The sequence below is a fragment of the Pseudomonas moorei genome (genome assembly GCF_008801475.1).
Taxonomy (GTDB): Bacteria; Pseudomonadota; Gammaproteobacteria; order Pseudomonadales; family Pseudomonadaceae; genus Aquipseudomonas; species Aquipseudomonas moorei.
Genome location: NZ_VZPP01000002.1, coordinates 264,825 through 288,073, shown reverse-complemented (window position 1 = coordinate 288,073; position 23,249 = coordinate 264,825). Strand labels below are relative to the sequence as shown.

The window sequence follows — 23,249 nt, the reverse complement described above, 5'->3', positions numbered from 1 at the left end:
ATGGATACGTGAGCGAAACAGCCTTGCCTAAAGAAGACGTCCGGCCAGTGCTCGATGCACCGGTTGAAAATCCACCACCCGCTGCAGAGCAGCGTCGAGGCAATGGGCTGGCAATCGTCGCGCTGCTGTTGGGCGCTGCCGGTGTCGCGGTGGGGGGCTGGGGAGTCTGGCAGGTGCGTCACCTGCAAGCGACTAACCAGCAACAGCTGAGTCAGGTGCAGGCGTTGAGTGATGAGTCGCAAAGCCTGAAGCTCAATGAGCAGCGCCTGAGTGCACGCCTTGAGCAACTTCCCGGCGCCGATGTGCTGGAAGAGCGCAGCCGCCTGGTGATTCAGTTGCAGGGCGATCAGCAACGCCTGAACCAGCGTCTGGAAACCGTTCTCGGCGCCAGCCGCAAGGACTGGCGTCTGGCCGAGGCCGAGCACCTGCTGCGTCTGGCCAGCCTGCGTCTTTCCGCCTTGCAGGACATCAGCAGTGCCCAGGCCCTGGTGCAGGGCGCCGATGAAATTCTGCGCGAACAAAATGATCCCGGTGCCTTCGCCGCTCGCGAGCAAGTGGCCAAAACCCTGGTGGCCTTGCGCAGCACCGAGCAACCGGATCGCACCGGACTGTTCCTGCGATTGGGGGCATTGCGTGAGCAGGTGATCGGCCTGACCGAGCTGGCGCCCGAGTACAAGGATCGTGGCGAATCGTTGCTCGGCCTGACCGCTGATGGTGATGGCGCCAGCCGTTGGTCTCAGTGGTGGGATCAGATTTCGCGCTACATCCGCATCGATTTCAATGCCGATAAAAATGTTCGCCCGTTACTGGCCGGGCAGAGCCTGAGCCAGGTGCGACTGGCCCTGAGCCTGACGCTCGAGCAAGCGCAATGGGCCGCGCTCAATGGGCAGGCCGCAGTGTACTCCCAGGCACTGGACGAAGCGCGCGATGTGCTCAAGGGCAATTTCAACCCGGACAATCCGCAGAGCAAAGTGATGCTTGAACAGGTGGCCGAGTTGGGCAAGCAGCCTGTCACCGTGGTCACTCCGGATCTGACCGGCACGCTGAGTGCGGTTCAGGCTTATCTGGAGCGGCGTAACGTGAATGCGGAAGACTCGGTCAAGCCCATGGCCAAACCTGCCGCGAACACGGCGCAGGAGGCCACGCCATGAAGCGCCTGTATGTGATCGTGTTCCTGGTCATCGCCGCGACCGCCGCGCTGGGCTTGGCGATAGCGGAGCACTCCGGCTACGTGCTGATCGCCTACAAGACCTTTCGCTACGAATCGAGCCTGTGGGCAACGTTGGCCCTGGTGGCTGTCCTTTGGCTGATGCTCTGGGGAATCAAGGCGTTGGTCGAGTTGGTGACGACTTCCAGTGGCGTGGTCAACCCATGGTCACGGCGCAATCGCAGTCGTCGGGTGCAGGTTGCCATCGAGCATGGTCAGCTGGATCTGGCTGAAGGTCGCTGGGCCAGTGCGCAGCGTCATCTGGCCCGGGCGGCGGAAGCCGAACGCCAGCCGCTGCTGTATTACCTCGGTGCTGCCCGTGCCGCGAACGAACAAGGCCATTACGAGGAAAGCGACAACTTGCTGGAGCGTGCGTTGGAGCGTCAGCCCCAGGCTGAGCTGGCAATCGCCTTGAGCCACGCGCAATTGCAGACCGATCGCGGTGACACCGATGGCGCCCTCGCGACCCTGCAAGCAATGCACGAGCGCCACCCTCATAACGTCCAGGCCCTTCGCCAGTTGCAGCGCCTGCATCAGCAGCGGGGCGACTGGCCGGCGTTGATCCGGTTGCTGCCGGAGTTGCGCAAGGACAAGGTTTTGCCCGCGTCTGAACTGGCCGAGCTGGAGAGCCGTGCCTGGGGAGAGAACTTGTCCCTGGCGGCACATCAGGAAGCAGGCGGAACCGTCGGCTTGCAGACGCTCAATCGTGCCTGGCAGCAGCTGAGTTCGGCCCAGCGTCAGGAGCCTCAACTGGTGCTCGCCTATGCCGAACAACTGCGCCAGCTGGGGGCTCAGGTCGAGGCCGAAGAAGTCTTGAGGACAGCGCTCAAGCGCAGCTACGACAGTCACCTGGCGCGGCTCTACGGTTTGGTTCGTGGCAGTGATCCGGCGCGTCAGCTGCAACTGGCTGAAGGTTGGCTCAAGGAGCATCCAGCCGACCCGAGCCTGCTTTTGACCCTGGGGCGCCTTTGCCTGCAAAGCAGCCTGTGGGGCAAGGCGCGGGATTATCTGGAAAGCAGTCTGCGCGTGCAGCGCAACCCGGAAGCCTGTGCCGAACTGGCTCGGTTGCTGGCGCAGATGGGGGACACCGAGCGCAGTAATCAGCTGTTCCAGGAAGGTCTGGGCTTGCTGGACGAGCGTTTGTTGGCAGCACCACTGCCGGTGCCGGCTCACGCTTGAGAGTGAGTGAAGGGTCGCCCGAAGGGGCGATCCGATGGTGCAAATTTTTGTCGGAATTTTCCTTTCGTGATGGGGCTTCAGCAGAATCCTACAAGCGACTACATCTGATCCTCTGTTTTCTGTCGGGAATTCCCTACACTCTTGCTGAAGTGTCCCTGCCAACCTGCCTTGAAAGGCTGTCGCGCTTTCCTCTACCGTAGCCGTCGGTCCTCACTGTTACGGAAAAGCCATGCCTATGGCCTGCTCACGTTCTCTGTTTTTCATGGTCTTCATTGCGGGCAGCCTGGGCCTGTCCTATTACCTTGAATACGTCGTCGGCCTAAAGCCATGTGGCTTGTGCTTGTTGCAACGGTTTTGCTTGGCGCTGCTGACAGGCTTCTGCCTGATGGCTTCAGTGCATGGTCCCGGTCGCTTCGGTTCTTTCCTGTATTGGCTGCTCGGACTGATCAGTAGCCTGGTCGGCACTGTCCTGGCATGGCGACAGGTGTTGCTGCAAAGTGATCCGGCGCAGCAATTGTCGACCTGTGCGCCCAATTTGAGTGACCTGTTCGCCAGCGCGCCCTGGACGTGCATCTTGCAGCAGATGTTCAAAGGCACCATCGATTGCGCACAAATCTCCTGGACGCTGTTTGACTTGAGCATCCCGGAGTGGAGTCTGCTGTTCTTCGTCGCGATGATGATTCTGGCGGGTTATCAACTGCTGCATCATGTCTGGACCGCCGTTCGGCGACCGCTCAGCGACGAGTCGTCGCACCAGGCCCTGGTGGGTGATTAAACACTTGTATGAACTTTATCGCCTGCGTACCTTGAAGCCACAGTCGTGCGGGCATAATCTGGCCCGCACGTGTCATTGGAATTATGTTGCTCGATGACGCTCTGCCTGGCCGATTCTTGACCTTCAAGAGTATGACGGGTGTAGGGCAGCATGACCCACAAGGGAAGAGAGATCGCCATGCTCGAAAGTTGTCAGAATGCTCAGGAACGTTGGGGTGGAGTACATCTGCTGATCGATCGTTGGTTGCAGGAACGTCACGAACTGGTTCGTGCCTATGATGCGCTCGGTGCCAGGCCCGAGGCTCTGGGGGAAAACCGCAAACCTTTGCAGGAATTCTGCGGTGTGCTGGTTGATTACGTGTCCGCCGGGCATTTCGAGATCTATGAACAGCTGACCGGTGAAGCCAAGGCTTTCAATGACAAGCGTGGTTTGGAACTGGCTGAGACCCTCTACCCGCGCATCGACGTCATCACCGAGAAACTGCTCGCGTTCAACGACCTGTGCGATGCAGGCAAGTGCGTGGCAGAGAAATTCAAGGAGCTGGGTGGTCTGTTGCATGAGCGCTTCGAACTGGAAGATTGCCTGATCGAAGTTCTGCACACCGCTCACAAGGCAGAAGACTCGGTTCAAGCCTGAAGTCTCTCCTCGCAATACCAAAAACGGTGCGCCTTGCGCACCGTTTTTCGTTTCCGCCATTCAGCCAGTGGCACCACGCAGTTCGACTTCGAACACCAGCGGTGTAAACGGCGCGATCAAGTCGCCGGCACCATCGGCGCCATAGGCTTGCGCCGATGGAATCACCAGGCGCCATTTCGCACCGACCGGCATTTGCTGCAGCGCACTGCGCCATCCGCTGATCACGCTATCGAGACTGAACCATTGTGGCTGGCTGTTCTGGTCGAACACCGTGCCGTCGGGAAGGCGACCGATATACAGCACCTGCACCTTGCCGTTCGGCCCGGCCTTGGCGCCAGTGCCTGGCGTCAGTTCTGTCAGCAGTATTCCATCTGCCAGTTCACGAACACCGGGCTTGGCTTTTTCCTCGGCGAGAAAGCGCTGCTCTTTTTCCAGGGCCACTTCGCTTCGGGGCGCAGGCGTTTGCATGGCGACCCGGGCTTCGTGCTCATTCAGGATCTGTTCGATCTGCTCGTCTTTCAAAGCCAGAGGCTTGCCTTGATAGGCTTGCTGCAAACCTTCGACGAGCGCCTGCAGTTGCAGATCGGGGACCTCCTGGCGCAGGCGTTCGCCGAGGCTCGCACCCAGACTGTAAGCCAGATCGTGAGCGTCATTTTCCTGGGTTTTTTCGGCCGCGTGGGCAGTGGAAAAAATCACGCACAGCGATAAAAAAAAGTAGCGCGACATGGGCACCCTCCAACCTGAGATGCGGGCGATTATGCCAGTGCGAATGCATTCAACGGTGAACTGCTTTTTCGCAAGAGCAGAACATTTTCGATCTGTTGCAACGCAACGCTCTGGATACTGTCAAGATGCCCTAGCGGCGGTAGCAGCAGAGGTCTAGTATGAGCCGCACCCACGTCAGCCAGGAGGTAAACCATGTCGGCCACCAAGAAGCCTGTAAATACCCCGTTGCACTTACTTCAACAACTCTCGGGCAGCTTGCTCGAGCATCTGGAAACCGCTTGTTCCGAAGCACTGGCTGATGCTGAAAAACTGCTCGCCAAGCTGGAAAAGCAGCGCGGAAAAGCGCAGGAAAAATTGCACAACGCCCGCACCAAATTGCAGGACGCTGCATCGGCCGGCAAGGCCAAGGCACAAGCCAAAGCGAAGGACGCCGTGAAGGAACTCGAGGACCTGCTTGATGCCCTCAAGGAGCGTCAGTCGGACACTCGCGGCTACATCCTGCAACTCAAGCGCGACGCTCAAGAAAGCCTGAAACTGGCCCAGGGCGTTGGTCGCGTTCAAGAGGCTGTCGGCAAGGCATTGTCCCTGCGTGCGGCCAAGTCTGCTGCGGCCCCTGCGAAGAAAGCCGCTGCCAAACCGGTTGCTGCAAAAGCACCGGCCAAGCCTGCCGCCAAACCGGTTGCCAAGGCACCGGTGAAAGCCGTAGCCAAGCCTGCCGCAAAACCTGCGGCGAAAAAAACCGTCGCGGCCAGCGCTGCCAAACCGGCAGCTAAAACAACCGCCGCCAAACCGGCTGCGGCCAAACCGGCTGCTGCAAAAACAGCTGCTGCCAAACCAGCCGTAGCGAAAACTGCTGCAGCGAAACCAGCAGCAAAACCAGCGGCAAAAACCGCCGCTAAACCTGCAGCCAAAACCGCAGCGGCGAAACCTGCTGCCAAGCCAGCCGCTAAACCTGTCGCAGCTAAACCCGCTGCCAAGCCAGCGGCAAAACCTGCTGCAAAAACGACGGCTAAACCAGCTGCCAAACCTGCTGCGGCGAAACCTGCCGCTGCCGCCAAAACTGCCACGGCCAGTGCAGCAAAACCCGCCGCAGCAAAACCCGCTGCCAAGCCTGCCGCTAAGCCAGCCGCCAAACCTGCTGCCAGACCAGCCGTGAAAAAACCGGTTGCCGCCAAGCCGGCCGCCGCGCCAGTTGCCAAGCCAGCCGTCCCGGCTGCAGCCGCCACACCTGCTCCGGCAGCCACCCCCTCGACAGTCGCGCCAGCGCCAACGCCGGCCGCTGCTCCGAGCGCAACCACCTCCAACCCAACCAGCGCTTCCTAAGTGCCGGATGCCGCGACGCGCAGCTGATGCAGCGCGTCGCGGTCCAGGTGAGCGGCGCCCGCCGCGACACCTTCGAGCCAGAGCGACAGATCGGTCGCTTCTGCTTGCGGCCAACCTTGTGCCGATCGCTCCAGTCGTAGCAACAGATGTCGCTCGGCTTCCAGCTCCAGGGTCTTCACCTGTTCGCGCAGTGCATTCAGTTCAGTGTCATTCATGGCGATGGCTTTCCATTGCATGCGCAATGCCCGCAGCGGTTGCACGACATCGCTGTCCCACGGCTCAACCACGCTGCGAAGTTGCTGCAGGCGTTGCCCATTGCAGGCGACCCCTCGCTGTCCCAGCCAGGCCGCGCAGAGCAGCAGGCACACGTTGACACCCGCCGACTGCAATTGCAGGCACGCCTGTTCAACGCCCGGACGGGCATAAGTGCTAAGGGAAAAGCTCCACAGGTCAGAGGACATAGTGCTACTCGCGCCAGTTGCGAGCGAAGCTGGTAGACTCCGCCGCCATTATGATTCGACTTCAGAACCTGACTTTACAGCGTGGCCCGCAACGTCTGCTAGAAGACGCCGAGTTGACGCTGCACGCCGGCCAGAAAGCCGGCCTCATCGGTGCCAACGGCGCCGGCAAATCGAGCCTGTTCGCCTTGCTTCGGGGTGAGCTGCACCCGGACTCGGGTGATTGCTTCCTGCCGGCCGACTGGCGTATCGCCCACATGCGCCAGGAAGTCGATACGCTCGAACGCCTGGCGGTTGACTATGTGCTCGATGGCGACCTGCGCCTGCGTCAGGTGCAACGCGACCTCGCTGCAGCCGAAGCGGCCCATGACGGTGCCGCTCAGGCCCGTCTGCACTCGGAACTCGACAGTGCCGACGGCTACACCGCCGATGCCCGTGCCCGCAAGCTGCTGGCGGGCCTTGGATTCACCAACGAGCAAATGGACCGGCAAGTCGGTGATTTCTCCGGCGGCTGGCGGATGCGTCTGAACCTGGCGCAGGCCTTGATGTGCCCCTCGGACCTGTTGCTGCTCGACGAACCGACCAACCACTTGGACCTCGACGCCATCATCTGGCTGGAAGAGTGGCTCAAAAGCTATCCCGGCACCTTGATGCTGATTTCCCACGACCGGGATTTCCTCGATGCCGTGGTCGATCACGTGGCTCACGTCGATCAGCGCAAGATCACCCTGTATCGCGGTGGCTACAGCGCCTTCGAACGCGCCCGCGCCGAACGCCTGGCCCAGCAACAACAGGCTTACGAGAAGCAGCAGGCGCAACGTGCGCACATGGAAAGCTACATCGCCCGTTTCAAGGCCCAGGCCACCAAGGCCCGCCAGGCCCAGAGCCGGATCAAGGCGCTGGAACGGATGGAAGAGCTGACCGCGGCCCACGTCGACTCGCCGTTCGACTTCGTCTTCCGCGAATCGCAGAAAATCTCCAGCCCGCTGATCGACCTGTCCGATGCCCGACTGGGTTATGGCGAGAAGGCGGTGTTGGAGAAGGTCAAGCTGCAACTGACGCCTGGCGCACGGATCGGCCTGCTTGGCCCCAACGGCGCCGGCAAATCGACCCTGATCAAGAACCTTGCGGGTGAGCTCACGCCGCTGGCCGGTCGCTTGACCCGTGGCGAGAACACGGTTGTCGGTTACTTCGCACAGCATCAGTTGGATTCCCTGGACTCGAAGGCCAGCCCGTTGCTGCACTTGCAGCGCCTGGCACCGACCGAGCGCGAGCAGACCCTGCGTGACTTCCTCGGCGGCTTCGACTTCCGTGGTGCGCGGATCGATGAGCCCGTGCTGAATTTCTCCGGTGGCGAGAAGGCGCGTCTGGCGTTGGCGCTGATCGCCTGGGACCGACCGAACCTGTTGCTGCTCGACGAACCAACCAACCACCTGGATCTGGAAATGCGCCTGGCGCTGACCATGGCCCTGCAGGAGTTCAGTGGCGCGGTACTGGTGGTTTCCCACGACCGTCATTTGCTCAAAAGCACCACCGACAATTTCTATCTGGTCGCCGATGGCAAGGTCGAAGAATTCGACGGTGATCTGGAGGACTACACCCGTTGGCTGGTGGAGTACCGTCAGCGCAATGCCCCGGTCAGCAACACGCCGGTCAATCCGGACAAGACCGACAAGAAAGCCCAGCGTCAGGCTGCGGCGGCGTTGCGTCAGCAACTGGCACCGCACAAGCGCGAGGCCGACAAGCTCGAAGCCGAACTGGGCAAGCTCCACGAGAAACTGGCGAAGATCGATGCCAGTCTCGGTGACAGCGATATCTACGAACCGGCGCGCAAGAACGAATTGCGTGATCTGTTGGCCGAGCAGGCCAAGTTGAAGGTGCGTGAGGCCGAGCTGGAAGAAGCCTGGATGGAAGCCCTGGAACTGTTGGAAAGCATGCAGGCGGAGCTGGAGGCGCTGTCCTGATGGACGCCCTCAAGTTACCGTTGCCGGCAGTGTGGGTCGAGCCGATCTGGCTCGGTGCGCAAATCCTGTTGATCCTGCTGGCCGGTTACTTCACCCAGCGCTTCGTCGCGAAATGCCTGAACCGTCTCGGTGAGCGCTACCCGTTTCCGCCACAATTGCTGATGCCGCTGCGCGGCGGCCTGCGCTGGCTGATCATGGGCAGCGCGCTGATTTTCGTGCTGGAGCGTCTCGGGGTTTCGGCCACGGTGCTCTGGACCGCGTTGTCCGGATTCGTCGCGGTGGCAGCGGTGGCGTTTTTCGCCATGTGGAGCGTGCTCTCCAACCTGCTCTGCGCGATTCTGATCTTCACGGTCGGCCCCTTCCGCCTCGGCGATGTGGTCGAGCTGGTGGACACCACCGACAAGCCCGGGGTCAAAGGCCGGGTAGTAGCGATCAATTTGCTTTACACCACATTGATTGAGGCCGAAGAGCTCGGAACCGGCAGTGCCATGGTGCAAGTGCCCAACAGCCTGTTTTTCCAGCGTTCGGTTCGACGCTGGCGCGGCAGTGATGTCTTTCCTTCGAGCGGTTTCGAAAAGTAGCCGAGACACCGGCCGCGCTGGTCGGCAGTCGTCATGTCCTACAAAAAATCGGTGGTCATCGGGCCAAAGCCGCATTAGCTTAGACGTCTGTTACGAGTCTGAGTCGAGGTGTGCGATGGAGCTTCAAACATGGTTGGCGTTTTTCGCCGCCTGCTGGGTGATCAGCCTGTCTCCTGGTGCGGGCGCCATTGCGTCGATGTCCAGCGGCCTGCAATACGGTTTCTGGCGCGGGTACTGGAATGCCCTTGGCCTGCAATTGGGGCTGGCGCTGCAGATCGCGATTGTCGGCGCCGGTGTGGGCGCGATTCTCACGGCATCGGCGACCGCGTTCTACGCAATCAAATGGTTCGGTGTGGCGTATCTGGTCTATCTCGCGATCAAACAATGGCGTGCGTTGCCCAGCGACATGAGCGATAACGCCGCCGTGCGCCCGATCGGCAAACCGCTGGTGCTGATATTCCGTGGGTTCCTGGTCAACATCAGCAACCCCAAGGCGTTGGTGTTCATGTTGGCGGTGTTGCCGCAGTTCATCGACCCCCACGCGCCGCTGCTGGCGCAGTACCTGATCATTGGTGTAACCATGATCTGCGTCGACCTGATCGTCATGGCCGGTTACACCGGGTTGGCATCCAGGGTGCTGCGCCTGTTGCGTACGCCCAAGCAGCAGAAACGCATGAACAGGACCTTTGCCGGGTTGTTCATTGGAGCGGCGGCCTTCATGGCGACCTTGCGCAAAGCCGTCGTTTAACCCCACGCTGACTAAAAAGGCGACCTTTGCAGGTCGCCTTTTTTATTGCCGCAAGGGTTGGATTAACGCGCCCGTTTGGCCTGACGACCCATGGCTGCGGGTCGGCGAACGGTCGATGGGGGCGCCGGCTCCTTGTTTCGCTCTGACGCCAGCAGAGCAGACAACACTTGAGTGAAAGTCATTGAGAGTGAACAATATATTACTTCGTATTTCCAACTGAGACTCATTCATGATTGCCCCGTCCCGTTTCCTGGCCTGGCTGTTTGTGCCGTTGCTGGCCTTATGCAGCTCCCATCTGCTGGCCGACACGGTGGAAGCCGCGCCGAAAGCGCTGCACCTGCTCGACTACATCGGTGCGGATTACCCGGCAACGGTTCAGGCAGGCAAGGTCACTGACGAGTCTGAATACCGCGAGCAGCTCGAATTCACCCGGGTGCTGCAAGGGCTGGTCGCCGCCATGCCGGACAAGCCGGAAAAAGCCGGGCTGGAGCAGGGCATCAGTGCGCTGCATGCGGCGATCACGGCGCGTCAGGACGGCGCGGATGTCGCCCGTCAGGCCCGGCAACTGGGCGCGAAACTGGCCGTGGCCTACGAGGTCAGCCAGGCCCCTGTCATAACCCCGGACCCAACTCGTGGCGCACCGCTGTACGCCCAGCATTGTTCGGTGTGCCACGGCGATGCGGGCGCTGGCGACGGCCCTGCGGGTGTCGGCCTGACCCCGCCACCGGCCAATCTGCGGGATGCCGCGCGCCTGGATCACCTGAGCCTCTACGGGATCTACAGCACCCTGGGACTTGGCGTCGAAGGCACCGACATGCCGGCCTTCGCCGATCAGCTGGACGATCGTCAGCGCTGGGATCTGGCCACTTACGTCGCCAGCTTCAGTGCCGATCCGACGGCGGCCAGTAGCGACAAGCTTTACAACATTGCCGATCTGGCCCGTCAGACGCCATCCGAAGTTCAGGTGGCGGAAGGCCCGCAAGCGGCTGCGACCTTCCGTGCCCAGCGGGCTCAACCACCGCAAGTCAAGCGCGGCCCGGCGCAGTTGCTCGACTACACCGCCGCCACGCTGGACAAGAGCATCGCGGCCTATCGCGCCGGTGAACACGATCAGGCCTATGACTTGTCGGTTGCGGCGTATCTGGAAGGCTTCGAACTGGTCGAAAGCTCGCTGGATAACGTCGATGCCAGCGTGCGCAAAGACACTGAAAAATCGCTGATGGCCTACCGTCAGTCGTTGCAAGATGGCTTGCCGGTAGAGCAGGTAGAACAGCGTCTGGAGGCCGCCAAGGCCAAGTTGAAAGTGTCCGCCGGCTTGTTGGGCAGTGATGGTTTGAGCTGGTCCCTGAGCTTTATTTCCGGCTTGTTGATTCTGCTGCGCGAAGGTCTGGAAGCCATCCTGGTGCTGGCGGCAATCCTCGCCTTCTTGCGTAACACCGGTCAGCAATCGGCGGTGCGCAGTGTCAACGTCGGTTGGGGGCTGGCGCTGTTGGCCGGTCTGGGGACATGGGCGCTGGCGGCGTATGTGATCGATGTCAGCGGGTCCCAGCGGGAACTGTTGGAAGGCGCGACGGCACTGTTTGCCAGCGTCATGGTGCTGTGGCTCGGCGTGTGGATGCACGACCGTCGTCATGCCGCAGCCTGGCAGGATTACATCAAGAGCAGCCTGGTGGGCGGTGGCGGGCGTTTCGGCTTTGCGATCCTGGCGTTTTTCTCGGTTTATCGGGAGCTGTTCGAAGTGATCCTGTTTTACGAAACCCTGTGGCTGCAGGCCGGCCCTGCCGGTCACGATGCGGTACTGGCCGGTGGGGCGACGGCGCTGGTGCTGTTGGTCGGCCTGGCATGGGTCATCCTGCGTGGTTCAGCGAAACTGCCGCTGGCGCTGTTCTTCAGCATCAACGCTGCTCTGCTGTGCGCGCTGTCGGTGGTGTTCGCCGGGCATGGTGTGAAGGCGCTGCAGGAAGCCGGGATCTTCGGTACGCGGCCGGTGCCGTTCTTTGAATTCGACTGGCTGGGAATTCATGCCGATGCGTATTCGCTGAGTGCTCAGGCGGTGGCGATAGTTGCGATTGTTGTGTTGTACGGTCGGAGCTGGATGGCTGAGAAGCGTCGGGTAGCTGTTTCTTAACGCATTCGCTTCGCTCACATTCGCGAGCAGGCTCGTTCCCACAGGATTAGCGCTAACCTTGTGGGAGCGAGCCTGCTCGCGATGCTTTTTGGAAGAGGAAAAACTGATGCGTGTCTGGATCGATGCCGACGCCTGCCCCAGGGCGGCCAAGGACCTGGTGGTGAAGTTCGCCCTCAAGCGCCGCTTCGAAGTGGTGCTGGTGGCCGGGCAGCCGCAGATCAAGCCGGGCCTGGCGCTGGTTAAGCTGATCGTGGTGCCGAGCGGCCCGGACGCGGCCGACGATTACCTGGTTGAGCACGCGGTGCCTGGGGAGTTGGTGATCTGCAGCGATGTGCCGCTGGCCGACCGTCTGGTGAAAAAGGGCGTTGCCGCGCTGGACCCGCGAGGCAAGGAGTTCGATGCGCAGAACATGGGTGATCGGCTGGCAGTGCGTAACCTGTTCACCGATTTGCGAGAGCAGGGGCAGATGGGTGGTGGCCCGGCGCCGTTTGGCGAGCGGGAAAAGCAGGCGTTTGCCAATGCACTGGATCGGATATTGACCCGGTTATCGCGTAACGCCTGAGCGTATGCCGCCCTTGTGGCGAGGGAGCAAGCTCCCTCGCCACAGAAATCAGTCACTGCGATGTGTCAGGCGTCGTTTTCGTGGGTCAGCTCAAGCACTCGGTCGACCAGCTTGTTGATGCCGGACGCCGCTTCGCTGATCGACTGCGCCAACATGTACGCCGGGGTGGTCACCAGTTTGCGTGCCTTGTCTTCGACGATTTCGCTGACTGCGCATTCCTTGTGGGTTGCGCCCATCTTGTTCAGGGCGGCTGCGGTGTCGGCGTCGTTGCCGATGGTGCAGGTCACGCCCGGCCCATAGATCTTCGCTGCCAGTGCCGGCGAGATGCAGATCAGGCCGACCGGCTTGCCGGCCTCGGCAAAGGCTTCGGTCAGGGCCAGTACGTCCGGTTGCACAGTGCAGCCGGTGCCTTCGACGGCAAAGTTGGAGAGGTTCTTGGCCGAACCGAAACCGCCGGGAACGATCAAGGCATCGAAATCCTCGACGCTGGCTTCGCGGATGTCCTTGACCTCGCCACGGGCGATGCGCGCCGACTCCACCAGCACATTGCGCGACTCGGGCATTTCTTCGCCGGTCAGGTGGTTGATCACATGCAACTGCGCGATGTCCGGGGCAAAACACTGCACCTGGGCGCCGCGCTGGTCCAGGCGCAGCAAGGTAATCACGCTTTCGTAGATCTCTGCGCCGTCGTACACGCCACAACCGGAAAGGATCACTGCAACTTTTTTGCTCATGGGCTTTTCTCCATATTCATGGCGTTAAATGTCCACTAATTTGTCACTCGTTGCCATAGGGTTAAATCGCGGCTACACATAGCATCTGTCCCCAGGATTCCGATCAGGGCGCGTCATGGACTTCATTTTGTATGCGGTGCCGTTTTTCTTTGTGCTGATTGCCGTCGAGCTGTTGGCCGACCGTTGGCGCGGGGTGAGCAACTATCGGGTGGCGGACGCGATCAACAGCATCAGCACCGGCGTGCTGTCGACCACCACCGGCCTGCTGACCAAGGGCGTGGGGCTGGTCACTTATGCCTTTGCCCTCAAGCATCTGGCGCTGTCCGAGCTTTCGGCCGACAGCGTTTGGGTCTGGGTTTTCGCCTTCGTCTTCTACGACTTCTGCTACTACTGGCTGCATCGCATGGGCCACGAACGCAACATTCTCTGGGCCGCGCATTCGGTGCACCACCAGAGCGAGGACTACAACCTCTCCACCGCCCTGCGTCAGACCAGCACCGGATTTCTGCTGAGCTGGATCTTCTACTTGCCCTTGGCGGTGGTTGGCGTGCCGCTGCTGGTATTCGTCAGCGTCGGCGCGCTGAACCTGCTGTACCAGTTCTGGGTTCATACCCGGCACATTCCCAAGCTCGGCTGGTTCGAGTGGTTCTTTGTCACGCCGTCCAATCATCGGGCTCACCATGCACAGAACGCTCTTTACATGGATCGCAACTACGGCGGGGTGTTCATTATTTGGGATCGCCTGTTCGGCTCGTTCCAGGAAGAAGACGAGACCGAACCGGTGATCTTCGGCGTGACCACGCCGCTGGCGAGCTGGAATCCGATATGGGCGAACGTGCAGTTCTATGCGCAGTTGTGGGCGGATGCCCGGCGTGCGCAAAGCACCTGGGACAAGTTGCGGATCTGGTTCATGCGCACCGGTTGGCGGCCGGCGGACGTAGCGGCCAAATACCCGATGAGCAAACCGGACCTGACCCAGTTCCGCAAGTTCGAGGTGCCGCTGGACGGGCGGCAGCAGCTCTACGTCTTGCTGCAGTTCTGCGTTTACATCGCGTTGGGCAGTTACTTGATGAATCTGGAGCCGAGCCTGTCGACCGCCGCTCTGGTCTTGGGCTGGAGTGCAATGGCGTTGGGACTGTTCGTGCTGGGCGTGGCCCTGGAGAATCGCCCGTGGGCGTTGAAGCTGGAGTTATTGCGACTGGCGTCGAACGTGCCGCTGGTATGGCTGGCGCCGCTGGTGGGGTTGTGGACGGCCAACGCGGTGGGCTGGGTCGGCCTGCTCAGTTACAGCTTGCTCAGCGGCATCGGTCTCTACTGCTGCAGAAACCGCTTCACTCGGCTGGCGTCTTAGGACTTTCGGTTTTGGCTCGTTCGGCCTTCAGGGCTTGCTCGTCGGCATAGATCTGTTTGGCCAGGCGGGCATTCTTGAAGCGTCGGCGCAGCCACAGGATCAGGCCCAGGATGAGCAGGGCGCCCAGCACCCATAGCTCGTATTTCTTGATGCTGCCGAGCATGCCTTCCAGCACCGCGCCGAAGTGATAGGCGGCGGCAGCCAGCGCGGCAGCCCAGACCGCGGCCCCAATGCCGTTGAGCAGCAAGTAGCGGCCCGGTGGGTAGCCCGACAGGCCGATGGCGACGGGCATCACGGTGCGCAACCCATAGACGAAGCGGAAGCTCAGCACCCAGATGTCCGGGTGTTTGCGGATATGTTCCAGCGCCCGGTCACCCATCAGTTGCCAGCGTGGTTTGCGCGCAAGCAACTTGCGCCCGTGCTTTCGTCCCAGGAAGTACCACAGCTGATCGCCGGCATAACTGCCGAAGAACGCCACGACCACCACCAGGTTGATATCCATGTATCCACGGAACGCGAGGAAGCCTGCGAGCACCAGAATGGTTTCGCCTTCGAAGAACGTGCCGAGAAACAGGGCAAAGTAGCCGAAGTCATGCAGAAATTGTTGGAGCATTGTCTGGGTGCTGGCGAAATGAACGCGCAGCCTAACCCTTCGTACACATTCAGGAAAGTGTCCAAATGTGTCTCGACGTGAACATTTCCTACAAGGACAATGGAATGCGGCTACCTGTCGCAGCGTGCACATAACTGTCACACGTTGGTCATAATGGCCGCTTATAACTGTCACGCTCGCCCGTCAGCGCGGGCTCAGGAGTCTGCCGTGAGCTTTACCCCCGCCAACCGTTTGTTCCCTGCAACCCGCCTGCGCCGCAACCGCCGTGATGATTTTTCGCGTCGTCTGGTCCGTGAAAACGTATTGACCGTCGATGATCTGATCCTGCCGGTGTTCGTGCTGGACGGTGAGAACCGTCGCGAAGCGGTCGCCTCGATGCCGGGCGTCGAACGCCTGACCATCGATTTGTTGCTGGAAGAGGCGGCCAAATGGGTCGAGCTAGGGATTCCGGCGCTGGCGCTGTTCCCGGTCACTCCGCCTGAACTCAAGTCGCTGGACGCCGCCGAAGCCTGGAACCCCGAGGGTATTGCCCAGCGTGCCACCCGGGCCTTGCGCGCGCGGTTCCCTGAGCTGGGCGTGATCACCGATGTCGCGCTGGACCCGTTCACTACCCACGGTCAGGACGGCATTCTCGACGAAGAAGGCTATGTGCAAAACGACATCACCGTCGACGCACTGGTCAAGCAGGCCTTGTCCCATGCCGAAGCCGGCGCTCAGGTCGTTGCTCCGTCGGACATGATGGACGGTCGCATCCAGGCCATACGCGAGGCACTGGAACTGGCCGATCACGTCAATGTGCGGATCATGGCCTACTCGGCCAAGTACGCCAGCGCCTATTACGGCCCGTTCCGCGATGCGGTGGGCTCGGCGCTGAATCTGGGCAAGGCCAACAAGGCCTCCTATCAGATGGACCCGGCCAACAGCAACGAAGCCCTGCACGAAGTGGCGGCTGACTTGTCAGAAGGCGCAGACATGGTCATGGTCAAGCCAGGCATGCCCTATCTGGACATCCTCTGCCGGGTCAAAGAAGAATTCAAAGTGCCGACTTTTGTTTATCAGGTCAGCGGCGAGTACGCCATGCACATGGCAGCGATCCAGAATGGCTGGTTGAGCGAAGGGGTGATCCTCGAATCCCTGACCGCCTTTAAACGTGCAGGCGCTGATGGCATCCTGACGTACTTTGCCGTTCGCGCAGCTCAATTGTTACGAGAGCAAAAATAGCCCTCCCAGGAACATTCGATGAATACCGAAGTACTCACTGAAGTTGCCGTAAAAGACGCTCAGCCTGTGGTGGAGCAAATCGACGAAACCCCGCCGGAACTGGAGCCCGCTCCGCAAGCGGTCGCCGAAACCGCCGCGGCAGCGCCAGCGATTGCGATTCCGGGCCTGGATGACAGCAGCCTCTATATCCACCGCGAGCTGTCGCAACTGCAGTTCAACATCCGCGTACTGGAACAGGCGCTGGATGAGTCCTACCCCTTGCTGGAGCGGTTGAAGTTTCTGCTGATCTTCTCCAGCAACCTGGACGAGTTCTTCGAAATTCGAGTGGCCGGCCTGAAGAAACAGATCACCTTCGCCCGTGAACAGGCCGGTGCCGATGGCCTGCAACCGCACCAGGCCCTGGCCCGCATCAGCGAGCTGGTGCATGGTCACGTTGACCGTCAGTACGCGATTCTCAACGATATCCTGCTGCCGGAGCTGGAGAAGCATCAGGTCCGCTTCATTCGTCGCCGGCACTGGACGACCAAGCTCAAGACCTGGGTTCGTCGTTACTTCCGCGATGAAATCGCCCCGATCATCACCCCGATCGGCCTCGATCCGACGCACCCGTTCCCGTTGCTGGTCAACAAGAGCCTGAACTTCATCGTCGAGCTCGAAGGTATCGACGCCTTCGGTCGCGATTCCGGCCTGGCGATCATTCCGGCCCCGCGCCTGTTGCCACGGATCATCAAGGTGCCGGAAGAAGTCGGCGGCTCTGGCGACAACTATGTGTTCCTGTCATCGATGATCCACGCTCACGCCGATGACCTGTTCCAGGGCATGAAGGTCAAGGGCTGCTATCAGTTCCGCCTGACCCGTAACGCCGACCTGGCGCTGGACTCCGAGGATGTCGAGGACCTGGCCCGCGCGTTGCGCGGTGAACTGTTCTCCCGTCGCTACGGTGACGCGGTGCGTCTGGAAGTGGCTGATACCTGCCCGAAACACCTGTCCGACTACCTGCTCAAGCAATTCAACCTGAGCGAGACCGAGCTGTATCAGGTCAATGGCCCGGTGAACCTGACGCGACTGTTCAGCATTACCGGCCTGGACAGCCAGCGCGAGCTGCAATACGTGCCGTTCACGCCGCAGATCCCCAAACTGCTGCAGAACAGCGAAAACATCTTCAGCGTGATCAGCAAGCAGGACATCCTGTTGCTGCACCCGTTTGAGTCATTCACCCCGGTGGTCGACCTGCTGCGTCAGGCGGCAAAGGACCCGCACGTTCTGGCTGTACGCCAGACCCTGTACCGCTCCGGCGCCAACTCGGAAATCGTCGATGCGCTGGTCGATGCCGCGCGTAACGGCAAGGAAGTCACCGCCGTCATCGAATTGCGCGCGCGGTTCGACGAAGAATCCAACCTGCAACTGGCCAGCCGCCTGCAAGCGGCGGGTGCGGTGGTGATTTATGGCGTGGTCGGCTTCAAGACCCACGCCAAGATGATGCTGATCCTGCGTCGCGAGGCCGGTGAAATCGTGCGTTATGCGCACCTGGGCACCGGTAACTACCACGCCGGCAACGCCCGCCTGTACACCGACTACAGCCTGCTGACCTCCGACGACGCCTTGTGCGAAGACGTTGGCAAGCTGTTCAGCCAGTTGATTGGCATGGGCAAGACGCTGCGCATGAAGAAGTTGCTGCATGCGCCGTTCACCCTGAAGAAGGGCATGCTCGACATGATTGCCCGCGAAACCCAGTTCGCCCTCGACGGCAAACCGGCGCACATCATCGCCAAGTTCAACTCGCTGACCGATCCGAAGATCATCCGTGCGCTGTACAAGGCCAGCCAGTCGGGCGTGCGCATCGATCTGGTGGTGCGTGGCATGTGCTGCCTGCGGCCGGGCATCGCCGGGGTTTCGCACAACATCCATGTGCGCTCGATCATCGGTCGCTTCCTCGAGCACACCCGGGTCTTCTACTTCCTCAACGGCGGCGACGAGCAGATGTTCCTGTCCAGTGCCGACTGGATGGAGCGCAACCTCGACAAACGCGTCGAAACTTGCTTCCCGGTCGAGGGCAAGAAGCTGATCATGCGGGTCAAGAAGGAGCTGGAGTTGTATCTCACTGATAACACCCACAGCTGGAGCTTGCAGTCGGACGGCCGTTACATCCGCAATACGCCGACCGGCAACCAGAACCCGCGCAGTGCACAGGCGACGTTGCTGGAGCGCCTGGGCAGCCCGATCCTGACGGTTCGTTAACGCACAAAACCTGTGGGAGCGAGCAAGCTCGCTCCCACAGGGGTGGGTTACTTGCTGAATCGCGGGCACAAAAAAGGGCGATCCATTGGATCGCCCTTTTTGCTTTTGCTGGTTTTCAGCGAGCGTTCAGGACGATGTCGACCCGGGTGAGCCATTCCGCTTCGATGGCGAAGTCGGCCTGGGTCAGCTGGTTGTCGTCCAGCCAGTTTTCCGGGAATACCACTTCCAGGCTGTTTCCATTGGCATTGAGTTCGACCTGAGGCATGGCTTGAGTGCCGCGGATGTGATGGAACAGGATCGCGAAGCGCAGCAGCACGCACAGGCGAATCAGTTTGATGCCGTCATCGCCGAACTCGGCGAATTTGTCCTTGGGAATATTGCGACGGTGGCCGCGCACCAGCAGTGCGAGCATCAATTGGTCTTCGCGGGAGAACCCGGCCAGGTCCGAGTGTTCGATCAGGTAGGCGCCGTGCTTGTGGTACTGGTAGTGGGCGATGTCCAGGCCCACTTCGTGGACCTTGGCGGCCCAGCCGAGCAGTTCACGCCAGACACCGTCCTCCAGATCCCAGTCCTTGGCCACCTGATCGAACGCATGCAGGGCCTTGCGTTCGACCCGCGCCGCCTGTTCAAGGTCGACGTGATAACGCTCCATCAGCGAGGTGAGGGTGCGTTCGCGCACGTCCTCATGGTGATGGCGACCCAGCAGGTCGTAGAGCACGCCTTCACGCAGGGCGCCTTCACAATGGTCCATGCGTTGCAGTTCGAGGGCGTCGAAAATGGCTTCGAGAATCGCCAGGCCGGCCGGGAAAATCGCGCGCCGGTCGGGCTTGATGCCTTCGAAGTCGATTTTCTCGACATCACCGAGCTTGATCAGCTTGCGCTTGAGCCAGGCCAGCCCCTCGGCGTTGACTTCGCCCGCACCATGACCGCCGGCCTTCAATGCCAAACCGATGGCGCGGATGGTTCCCGAGGAGCCGATGGCTTCATCCCAGGTCAGGCGGTGCAGGGCGTGTTCAATGCTCATGATCTCCAGCCGTGCCGCCGTGTACGCCTGGGCGTAGCGGGCCGGGGTGATCTTGCCGTCCTTGAAATAGCGCTGGGTGAAGCTGACACAGCCCATTTGCAGGCTTTCGCGCAGCAAGGGTTCGAAACGCTGGCCGATGATGAATTCAGTACTGCCGCCACCGATGTCGGCCACCAGGCGCTTGCCCGGGGTGTCGGCGAGGGTGTGGGACACGCCGAGATAGATCAGGCGCGCCTCTTCACGGCCGGAGATGACCTCCACCGGGTGCCCCAGGATTTCTTCGGCGCGACGGATGAATTCGGCGCGGTTGCGGGCTTCGCGCAGGGCATTGGTGCCGACGATGCGCACGGCGCCCGTGGGCATACCGTTGATCAGTTGGGCAAATCGTTTGAGGCAGTCGAGCCCGCGCTGCATGGATTCTTCGCTGAGCTGGCGCTCTTCGTCGATGCCGGCGGCCAGCTGAACCTTTTCCCCGAGACGTTCGAGAATGCGGATTTCGCCGTTCTGGGCCTTGGCCACGACCATGTGAAAGCTGTTGGAGCCCAGGTCGATTGCGGCGATCAGGGACAGATTCTTGGCTTGGGATTGCGGCATGGTCAGGGTCTCGGTCGATAACCCTGACATCGTGCCACGATCAAAGGCTGCCGCCAACGCGCAGTGTTCAAAGCCTTGATCCTGCGCAGGTTCTGTGGCGAGGAAGCAAGCTCCCTCGCCACAGAGGATTTAACCAGTTGCTTCTACGGTGCCAATGAAATTCGCCAGCTCCGCCGTCTGCGGATTGGCGAACAGCACTTTCGGATCCCCCACTTCATGCACCTTGCCCAGATGCATGAACACCAACTTGTCCCCAACCTCCCGGGCAAAGCGCATTTCGTGGGTGACCATGATCAGTGTCATGCCTTCCCTGGCCAGTTGCCGGACCACGCTCAACACTTCATTGACCAGCTCCGGGTCCAGTGCCGAGGTGATTTCATCGCACAACAGCACTTTTGGCGACATCGCCAGGGCACGGGCAATCGCCACCCGTTGTTGCTGCCCACCGGACAGTCGATCGGGGAAAGCATCGAATTTCTCGCCCAGTCCTACGCGCTCCAGCATCTGCCGCGCCAGTTCGGCGGCCTTGGCTTTCGGCACTTTCTGCACCACTTGCGGCGCGAGCATCACGTTCTCGCCCACCGTCAGGTGCGGAAACAGGTTGAACTGCTGGAACACCATGCCGACTTTTTGCCGCAGGCTACGCAGGTCCGCGCGGGCGGCATCAAGGTATTCGCCGTCGACCTCGATGACGCCATCGTTGATCGACTCCAGACCGTTGAGGGTGCGCAGCAGGGTCGATTTACCCGAGCCGCTGCGCCCGATGATTGCCACCACCTGACCTTCCTCGACACTCAGGTCGATGCCTTTGAGCACATGGTGATCGCCATAATATTTATGCAGGGCGGAAATTCTAAGCAGAGGCATGCAGTCTCCTTTCCAGGTAGCGCGCACTGAGGGACAAGGGGTAGCAGAGCAAGAAGTAGCCGAGGGCGACGAGGCCGTAGACCATGAAGGGTTCAAACGTCGCGTTGGCGAGCATGCCGCCGGTTTTGGTCAGCTCGGTGAAGCCGATGATCGAGGTCACGGCGGTGCCTTTGACCACCTGCACCGAGAAGCCCACGGTCGGCGCCACGGCGATGCGCAGCGCCTGGGGCAGGATCACATAGCGCAACTGTTCCAGAGGGCTCAGCGCCAGGCTCGACGAGGCTTCCCACTGGCCGTTGGGAATCGAATCGACGCAACCGCGCCAGATCTCTGCCAGGTAAGCGCTGGTGAACAGGGTCAACGCCAGCGCTGCCGCCGCCCACGGCGAAATTTCCACCCCGGCCAACGCTACGCCGAAGAACACCAGAAACAGCTGCATCAACAGTGGCGTGCCCTGGAACAGTTCGATGTAGGTGCGGGCGAAGTTGCGTGGCAGGGGATTGTCCGAGATACGCATCACCATGATCAGCAGCCCGATCAAGCCGCCACCGATGAACGCCACCAGCGACAGGGCCAGGGTCCATTGCAGGCCCGTGAGCAGGTTGCGCACGATGTCCAGGAAGGTGAAATCGCTCATCGGCTGCTCCTTGCTACGAATCGATGACCGATCCAGTTGAGCAACTGGCGGATCAACAGGGCCATGCACAGGTAGATCAGCGTGGTCAGGGCGTAGGTTTCAAAGGCGCGGAAGTTGCGCGATTGAATGAAGTTGGCGGCGAAGCTCAGCTCTTCCGTGGCGATTTGCGAACACACCGCCGAGCCGAGCATGACGATGATGATCTGGCTGCTCAGGGCCGGCCAGACCTTGTTCAGGGCCGGCAACAGCACTACGTGACGGAACGCTTCGAAGCGCGTCATCGCCAACGCCGCCGCGGCTTCCAGTTGACCGCGGGGGATCGCCTGGATGCCGGCGCGGATGATCTCGGTGGAGTACGCGCCCAGATTGATCACCATCGCCAGCACGGCGGCCTGCCATTCGGAAATCTGCAGGCCCAGCGAGGGCAGGCCGAAGAAGATGAAAAACAACTGCACCAGGAATGGCGTGTTGCGGATCAACTCGACATAGACGCCGAAAATCCCGGCGAACGGACGGATGTTCCACGCCCGCACCAAGGCTCCCACGATGCCGACACTCACGCCGAGCACCGCGCCAATGGCCGTCAGCTCAAGGGTGAACAAGGCCCCGCGCAGCAGCAGATCGGTGTTTTGCACCACCGGCAGGAAATCGAACTGATAAGCCATAAAGGGGCTCCTGCACGCAGAGTCAGAGGTCGGCCGGCAGTGGTTCTTTGAGCCAGGTCAGGGCGTTCTTCTCAAGAGAGCCGTCGCCCTTGGCGGTGACGAGGATCTGGTTGACCTTGTCCAGCAGCGCCGGCTCGTTCTTGTTGATGCCCACGTAGACCGGCGAATCTTTGAGCTTCACTTTCAGCGCCGGCACGCGTTTCGGGCTCTTCTCGCTGATCGCCACCATCACCACGTTGCCGCTGGCGATCAGGTCGACCTGACCGGCCAGGTAGGCGGCGATGGTCGAGTTGTTGTCTTCGAAACGCTTGATGGTCACGCCTTCGGGGGCGACCTTGGTCAGTTCGATGTCTTCGATGGCGCCACGGGTGACGCTGATGGTTTTGCCCTTGAGGTCGTCCAGGCTCTTGACGTTGGCGTCTGGCGGACCGAACACGGCGAGGTAGAACGGCGCGTAGGCACGGGAGAAGTCGATGACTTTTTCACGCTCGGGGTTCTTGCCGAGGCTGGAGATCACCAGATCCACCTTGCCGGTGGTCAGGAACGGAATGCGATTGGTGCTGTTGACCGGCGTCAGCTCAAGTCTGACCTTGAGCTGGTCGGCCAGCAATTTGGCGGTATCGATATCCAGGCCGCGCGGCTTCATGTCCGGGCCGACCGAGCCGAAGGGCGGAAAGTCCTGAGGCACGGCGACTTTAAGGACGCCGCGCTTGAGCACATCCTCCAGGCCGTCGGCGTGGGCGGGTGCCTGGCTCAGCATCAGACTGGCAAACAGGGCAGCGAGGAGGGCGCTGTATCGCTGGATCATGGCAAATCTCCGAATCGGCGAGGAGTAAATTCTGCGATTCGACAGAGCACGGGGCATGCCAACATGGGGTTTCTCGGGTCCAAGGCCGCGGTTTTGCTGGCTTCGCAAGGTCTTACTGGTCTGAACAGTCAGGTGTTGTTTCGCACCTCCATAGCGCACCTGAGAAAATCGCCGAACCCCCATGGGGCACGACTTGCCGGGCGCCGCGAA

Annotated in this window: 22 protein-coding genes; 13 read left to right on the top strand and 9 right to left on the bottom strand. The window is 61.0% G+C overall.

The genetic code is table 11. From position 1 onward, the window contains the following. The first annotated feature begins 8 nt into the window (after positions 1 to 8). The 4 genes from F7R06_RS04275 to rsd all read left to right on the top strand — a co-directional run bounded on the left by F7R06_RS04275 (position 9) and on the right by rsd (position 3,797). The gene (locus F7R06_RS04275) at positions 9 to 1,151 is read left to right on the top strand and encodes a uroporphyrinogen-III C-methyltransferase (protein ID WP_090326506.1); all 1,143 of its coding nucleotides are present in this window, start codon (positions 9 to 11) and stop codon (positions 1,149 to 1,151) included. Then, the gene (locus tag F7R06_RS04270; RefSeq protein ID WP_090326504.1) at positions 1,148 to 2,386 is read left to right on the top strand and encodes a heme biosynthesis protein HemY; all 1,239 of its coding nucleotides are present in this window, start codon (positions 1,148 to 1,150) and stop codon (positions 2,384 to 2,386) included. The genes F7R06_RS04275 and F7R06_RS04270 overlap by 4 nt, the downstream gene beginning before the upstream one ends. Positions 2,387 to 2,615: 229 nt before the next feature. Further along, on the top strand, positions 2,616 to 3,161 hold the full coding sequence (locus F7R06_RS04265; protein WP_090326501.1) for a disulfide bond formation protein B: 546 nt from the start codon (positions 2,616 to 2,618) through the stop codon (positions 3,159 to 3,161). A gap of 177 nt (positions 3,162 to 3,338) precedes the next feature. Beyond that, the gene (gene rsd, locus F7R06_RS04260) at positions 3,339 to 3,797 is read left to right on the top strand and encodes a sigma D regulator (protein ID WP_090326498.1); all 459 of its coding nucleotides are present in this window, start codon (positions 3,339 to 3,341) and stop codon (positions 3,795 to 3,797) included. 60 nt (positions 3,798 to 3,857) lie between these two features. Here rsd and F7R06_RS04255 read toward each other — a convergent pair whose 3' ends face one another. Further along, a complete protein-coding gene (locus F7R06_RS04255; RefSeq protein WP_090326496.1) occupies positions 3,858 to 4,523 on the bottom strand; it encodes an FKBP-type peptidyl-prolyl cis-trans isomerase in 666 nt (221 codons plus the stop codon). A 192-nt stretch (positions 4,524 to 4,715) separates the two neighbouring features. Here F7R06_RS04255 and F7R06_RS04250 point away from each other — a divergent pair, with 192 nt between their 5' ends. Then, entirely contained in the window at positions 4,716 to 5,846 is a 1,131-nt protein-coding gene (locus F7R06_RS04250) for an AlgP family protein (protein WP_090326494.1), read from the top strand. Here the strand turns inward: F7R06_RS04250 and F7R06_RS04245 are convergent. Beyond that, positions 5,843 to 6,307 carry a TIGR02444 family protein gene (locus F7R06_RS04245; RefSeq protein ID WP_090326491.1) on the bottom strand — a complete coding sequence of 155 codons (465 nt, stop codon included), beginning with the start codon at positions 6,305 to 6,307 and terminating at the stop codon, positions 5,843 to 5,845. The two genes, F7R06_RS04250 and F7R06_RS04245, sit on opposite strands and share 4 nt — an antisense overlap. 50 nt (positions 6,308 to 6,357) lie before the next feature. Between F7R06_RS04245 and F7R06_RS04240 the strand changes: the two genes are divergently transcribed. The 5 genes from F7R06_RS04240 to F7R06_RS04220 all read left to right on the top strand — a co-directional run bounded on the left by F7R06_RS04240 (position 6,358) and on the right by F7R06_RS04220 (position 12,287). After that, positions 6,358 to 8,268: an ATP-binding cassette domain-containing protein gene (locus F7R06_RS04240; RefSeq protein ID WP_090326489.1), complete on the top strand. Its 1,911-nt coding sequence runs from the start codon at positions 6,358 to 6,360 to the stop codon at positions 8,266 to 8,268. Beyond that, positions 8,268 to 8,849 carry a mechanosensitive ion channel family protein gene (locus F7R06_RS04235; RefSeq protein WP_090326486.1) on the top strand — a complete coding sequence of 194 codons (582 nt, stop codon included), beginning with the start codon at positions 8,268 to 8,270 and terminating at the stop codon, positions 8,847 to 8,849. Before F7R06_RS04240 ends, F7R06_RS04235 begins: the two co-directional genes overlap by 1 nt. A 115-nt stretch (positions 8,850 to 8,964) precedes the next feature. Further along, positions 8,965 to 9,597, top strand: coding sequence for a homoserine/homoserine lactone efflux protein (rhtB, locus tag F7R06_RS04230; RefSeq protein ID WP_090326484.1), 633 nt, complete (start codon positions 8,965 to 8,967; stop codon positions 9,595 to 9,597). A 229-nt stretch (positions 9,598 to 9,826) separates the two neighbouring features. Next, positions 9,827 to 11,725, top strand: a complete 1,899-nt coding sequence (locus tag F7R06_RS04225) for an FTR1 family protein (protein ID WP_090326481.1) — start codon at positions 9,827 to 9,829, stop codon at positions 11,723 to 11,725. Positions 11,726 to 11,831: 106 nt separating this feature from the next. Continuing rightward, the gene (locus tag F7R06_RS04220; protein ID WP_090326478.1) at positions 11,832 to 12,287 is read left to right on the top strand and encodes a YaiI/YqxD family protein; all 456 of its coding nucleotides are present in this window, start codon (positions 11,832 to 11,834) and stop codon (positions 12,285 to 12,287) included. A gap of 65 nt (positions 12,288 to 12,352) precedes the next feature. Here F7R06_RS04220 and elbB read toward each other — a convergent pair whose 3' ends face one another. Further along, positions 12,353 to 13,021, bottom strand: coding sequence for an isoprenoid biosynthesis glyoxalase ElbB (elbB, locus tag F7R06_RS04215; RefSeq protein ID WP_090326476.1), 669 nt, complete (start codon positions 13,019 to 13,021; stop codon positions 12,353 to 12,355). A gap of 115 nt (positions 13,022 to 13,136) precedes the next feature. Between elbB and F7R06_RS04210 the strand changes: the two genes are divergently transcribed. Beyond that, on the top strand, positions 13,137 to 14,372 hold the full coding sequence (locus F7R06_RS04210) for a sterol desaturase family protein (RefSeq protein ID WP_090326474.1): 1,236 nt from the start codon (positions 13,137 to 13,139) through the stop codon (positions 14,370 to 14,372). Here the strand turns inward: F7R06_RS04210 and F7R06_RS04205 are convergent. Beyond that, the gene (locus F7R06_RS04205; RefSeq protein WP_090326472.1) at positions 14,353 to 14,985 is read right to left on the bottom strand and encodes a DedA family protein; all 633 of its coding nucleotides are present in this window, start codon (positions 14,983 to 14,985) and stop codon (positions 14,353 to 14,355) included. The two genes, F7R06_RS04210 and F7R06_RS04205, sit on opposite strands and share 20 nt — an antisense overlap. A 207-nt stretch (positions 14,986 to 15,192) precedes the next feature. Here F7R06_RS04205 and hemB point away from each other — a divergent pair, with 207 nt between their 5' ends. Then, positions 15,193 to 16,206, top strand: coding sequence for a porphobilinogen synthase (hemB, locus tag F7R06_RS04200; RefSeq protein ID WP_090326469.1), 1,014 nt, complete (start codon positions 15,193 to 15,195; stop codon positions 16,204 to 16,206). 18 nt (positions 16,207 to 16,224) lie between these two features. Then, on the top strand, positions 16,225 to 18,444 hold the full coding sequence (ppk1, locus tag F7R06_RS04195) for a polyphosphate kinase 1 (protein WP_090326467.1): 2,220 nt from the start codon (positions 16,225 to 16,227) through the stop codon (positions 18,442 to 18,444). A 115-nt stretch (positions 18,445 to 18,559) separates the two neighbouring features. Here ppk1 and ppx read toward each other — a convergent pair whose 3' ends face one another. The 5 genes from ppx to F7R06_RS04170 form a co-directional block, all read right to left on the bottom strand. Further along, positions 18,560 to 20,062: an exopolyphosphatase gene (ppx, locus tag F7R06_RS04190; protein ID WP_090326463.1), complete on the bottom strand. Its 1,503-nt coding sequence runs from the start codon at positions 20,060 to 20,062 to the stop codon at positions 18,560 to 18,562. A gap of 129 nt (positions 20,063 to 20,191) precedes the next feature. Beyond that, positions 20,192 to 20,929: an amino acid ABC transporter ATP-binding protein gene (locus tag F7R06_RS04185; RefSeq protein ID WP_090326459.1), complete on the bottom strand. Its 738-nt coding sequence runs from the start codon at positions 20,927 to 20,929 to the stop codon at positions 20,192 to 20,194. Beyond that, complete coding sequence (locus F7R06_RS04180; RefSeq protein ID WP_090326456.1) at positions 20,916 to 21,566, bottom strand: amino acid ABC transporter permease; 651 nt, start codon at positions 21,564 to 21,566, stop codon at positions 20,916 to 20,918. Before F7R06_RS04180 ends, F7R06_RS04185 begins: the two co-directional genes overlap by 14 nt. Then, positions 21,563 to 22,231: an amino acid ABC transporter permease gene (locus tag F7R06_RS04175; protein ID WP_090326453.1), complete on the bottom strand. Its 669-nt coding sequence runs from the start codon at positions 22,229 to 22,231 to the stop codon at positions 21,563 to 21,565. Before F7R06_RS04175 ends, F7R06_RS04180 begins: the two co-directional genes overlap by 4 nt. A 22-nt stretch (positions 22,232 to 22,253) precedes the next feature. Further along, on the bottom strand, positions 22,254 to 23,039 hold the full coding sequence (locus F7R06_RS04170) for a transporter substrate-binding domain-containing protein (RefSeq protein ID WP_090326451.1): 786 nt from the start codon (positions 23,037 to 23,039) through the stop codon (positions 22,254 to 22,256). Between the last annotated feature and the right edge of the window lie 210 nt (positions 23,040 to 23,249).

Coding starts and splice junctions, on each gene's coding strand:
- F7R06_RS04180 (WP_090326456.1), bottom strand. CDS start 21,566: ATGAGCGATTTCACCTTCCTGGACATCGTGCGCAACCTGCTCACGGGC.
- F7R06_RS04220 (WP_090326478.1), top strand. CDS start 11,832: ATGCGTGTCTGGATCGATGCCGACGCCTGCCCCAGGGCGGCCAAGGAC.
- F7R06_RS04245 (WP_090326491.1), bottom strand. CDS start 6,307: ATGTCCTCTGACCTGTGGAGCTTTTCCCTTAGCACTTATGCCCGTCCG.
- rhtB (WP_090326484.1), top strand. CDS start 8,965: ATGGAGCTTCAAACATGGTTGGCGTTTTTCGCCGCCTGCTGGGTGATC.
- F7R06_RS04170 (WP_090326451.1), bottom strand. CDS start 23,039: ATGATCCAGCGATACAGCGCCCTCCTCGCTGCCCTGTTTGCCAGTCTG.
- F7R06_RS04225 (WP_090326481.1), top strand. CDS start 9,827: ATGATTGCCCCGTCCCGTTTCCTGGCCTGGCTGTTTGTGCCGTTGCTG.
- F7R06_RS04235 (WP_090326486.1), top strand. CDS start 8,268: ATGGACGCCCTCAAGTTACCGTTGCCGGCAGTGTGGGTCGAGCCGATC.
- F7R06_RS04240 (WP_090326489.1), top strand. CDS start 6,358: ATGATTCGACTTCAGAACCTGACTTTACAGCGTGGCCCGCAACGTCTG.
- F7R06_RS04255 (WP_090326496.1), bottom strand. CDS start 4,523: ATGTCGCGCTACTTTTTTTTATCGCTGTGCGTGATTTTTTCCACTGCC.
- elbB (WP_090326476.1), bottom strand. CDS start 13,021: ATGAGCAAAAAAGTTGCAGTGATCCTTTCCGGTTGTGGCGTGTACGAC.
- F7R06_RS04185 (WP_090326459.1), bottom strand. CDS start 20,929: ATGCCTCTGCTTAGAATTTCCGCCCTGCATAAATATTATGGCGATCAC.
- F7R06_RS04205 (WP_090326472.1), bottom strand. CDS start 14,985: ATGCTCCAACAATTTCTGCATGACTTCGGCTACTTTGCCCTGTTTCTC.
- F7R06_RS04250 (WP_090326494.1), top strand. CDS start 4,716: ATGTCGGCCACCAAGAAGCCTGTAAATACCCCGTTGCACTTACTTCAA.
- rsd (WP_090326498.1), top strand. CDS start 3,339: ATGCTCGAAAGTTGTCAGAATGCTCAGGAACGTTGGGGTGGAGTACAT.
- F7R06_RS04270 (WP_090326504.1), top strand. CDS start 1,148: ATGAAGCGCCTGTATGTGATCGTGTTCCTGGTCATCGCCGCGACCGCC.
- ppx (WP_090326463.1), bottom strand. CDS start 20,062: ATGCCGCAATCCCAAGCCAAGAATCTGTCCCTGATCGCCGCAATCGAC.
- ppk1 (WP_090326467.1), top strand. CDS start 16,225: ATGAATACCGAAGTACTCACTGAAGTTGCCGTAAAAGACGCTCAGCCT.
- F7R06_RS04175 (WP_090326453.1), bottom strand. CDS start 22,231: ATGGCTTATCAGTTCGATTTCCTGCCGGTGGTGCAAAACACCGATCTG.
- F7R06_RS04210 (WP_090326474.1), top strand. CDS start 13,137: ATGGACTTCATTTTGTATGCGGTGCCGTTTTTCTTTGTGCTGATTGCC.
- F7R06_RS04265 (WP_090326501.1), top strand. CDS start 2,616: ATGCCTATGGCCTGCTCACGTTCTCTGTTTTTCATGGTCTTCATTGCG.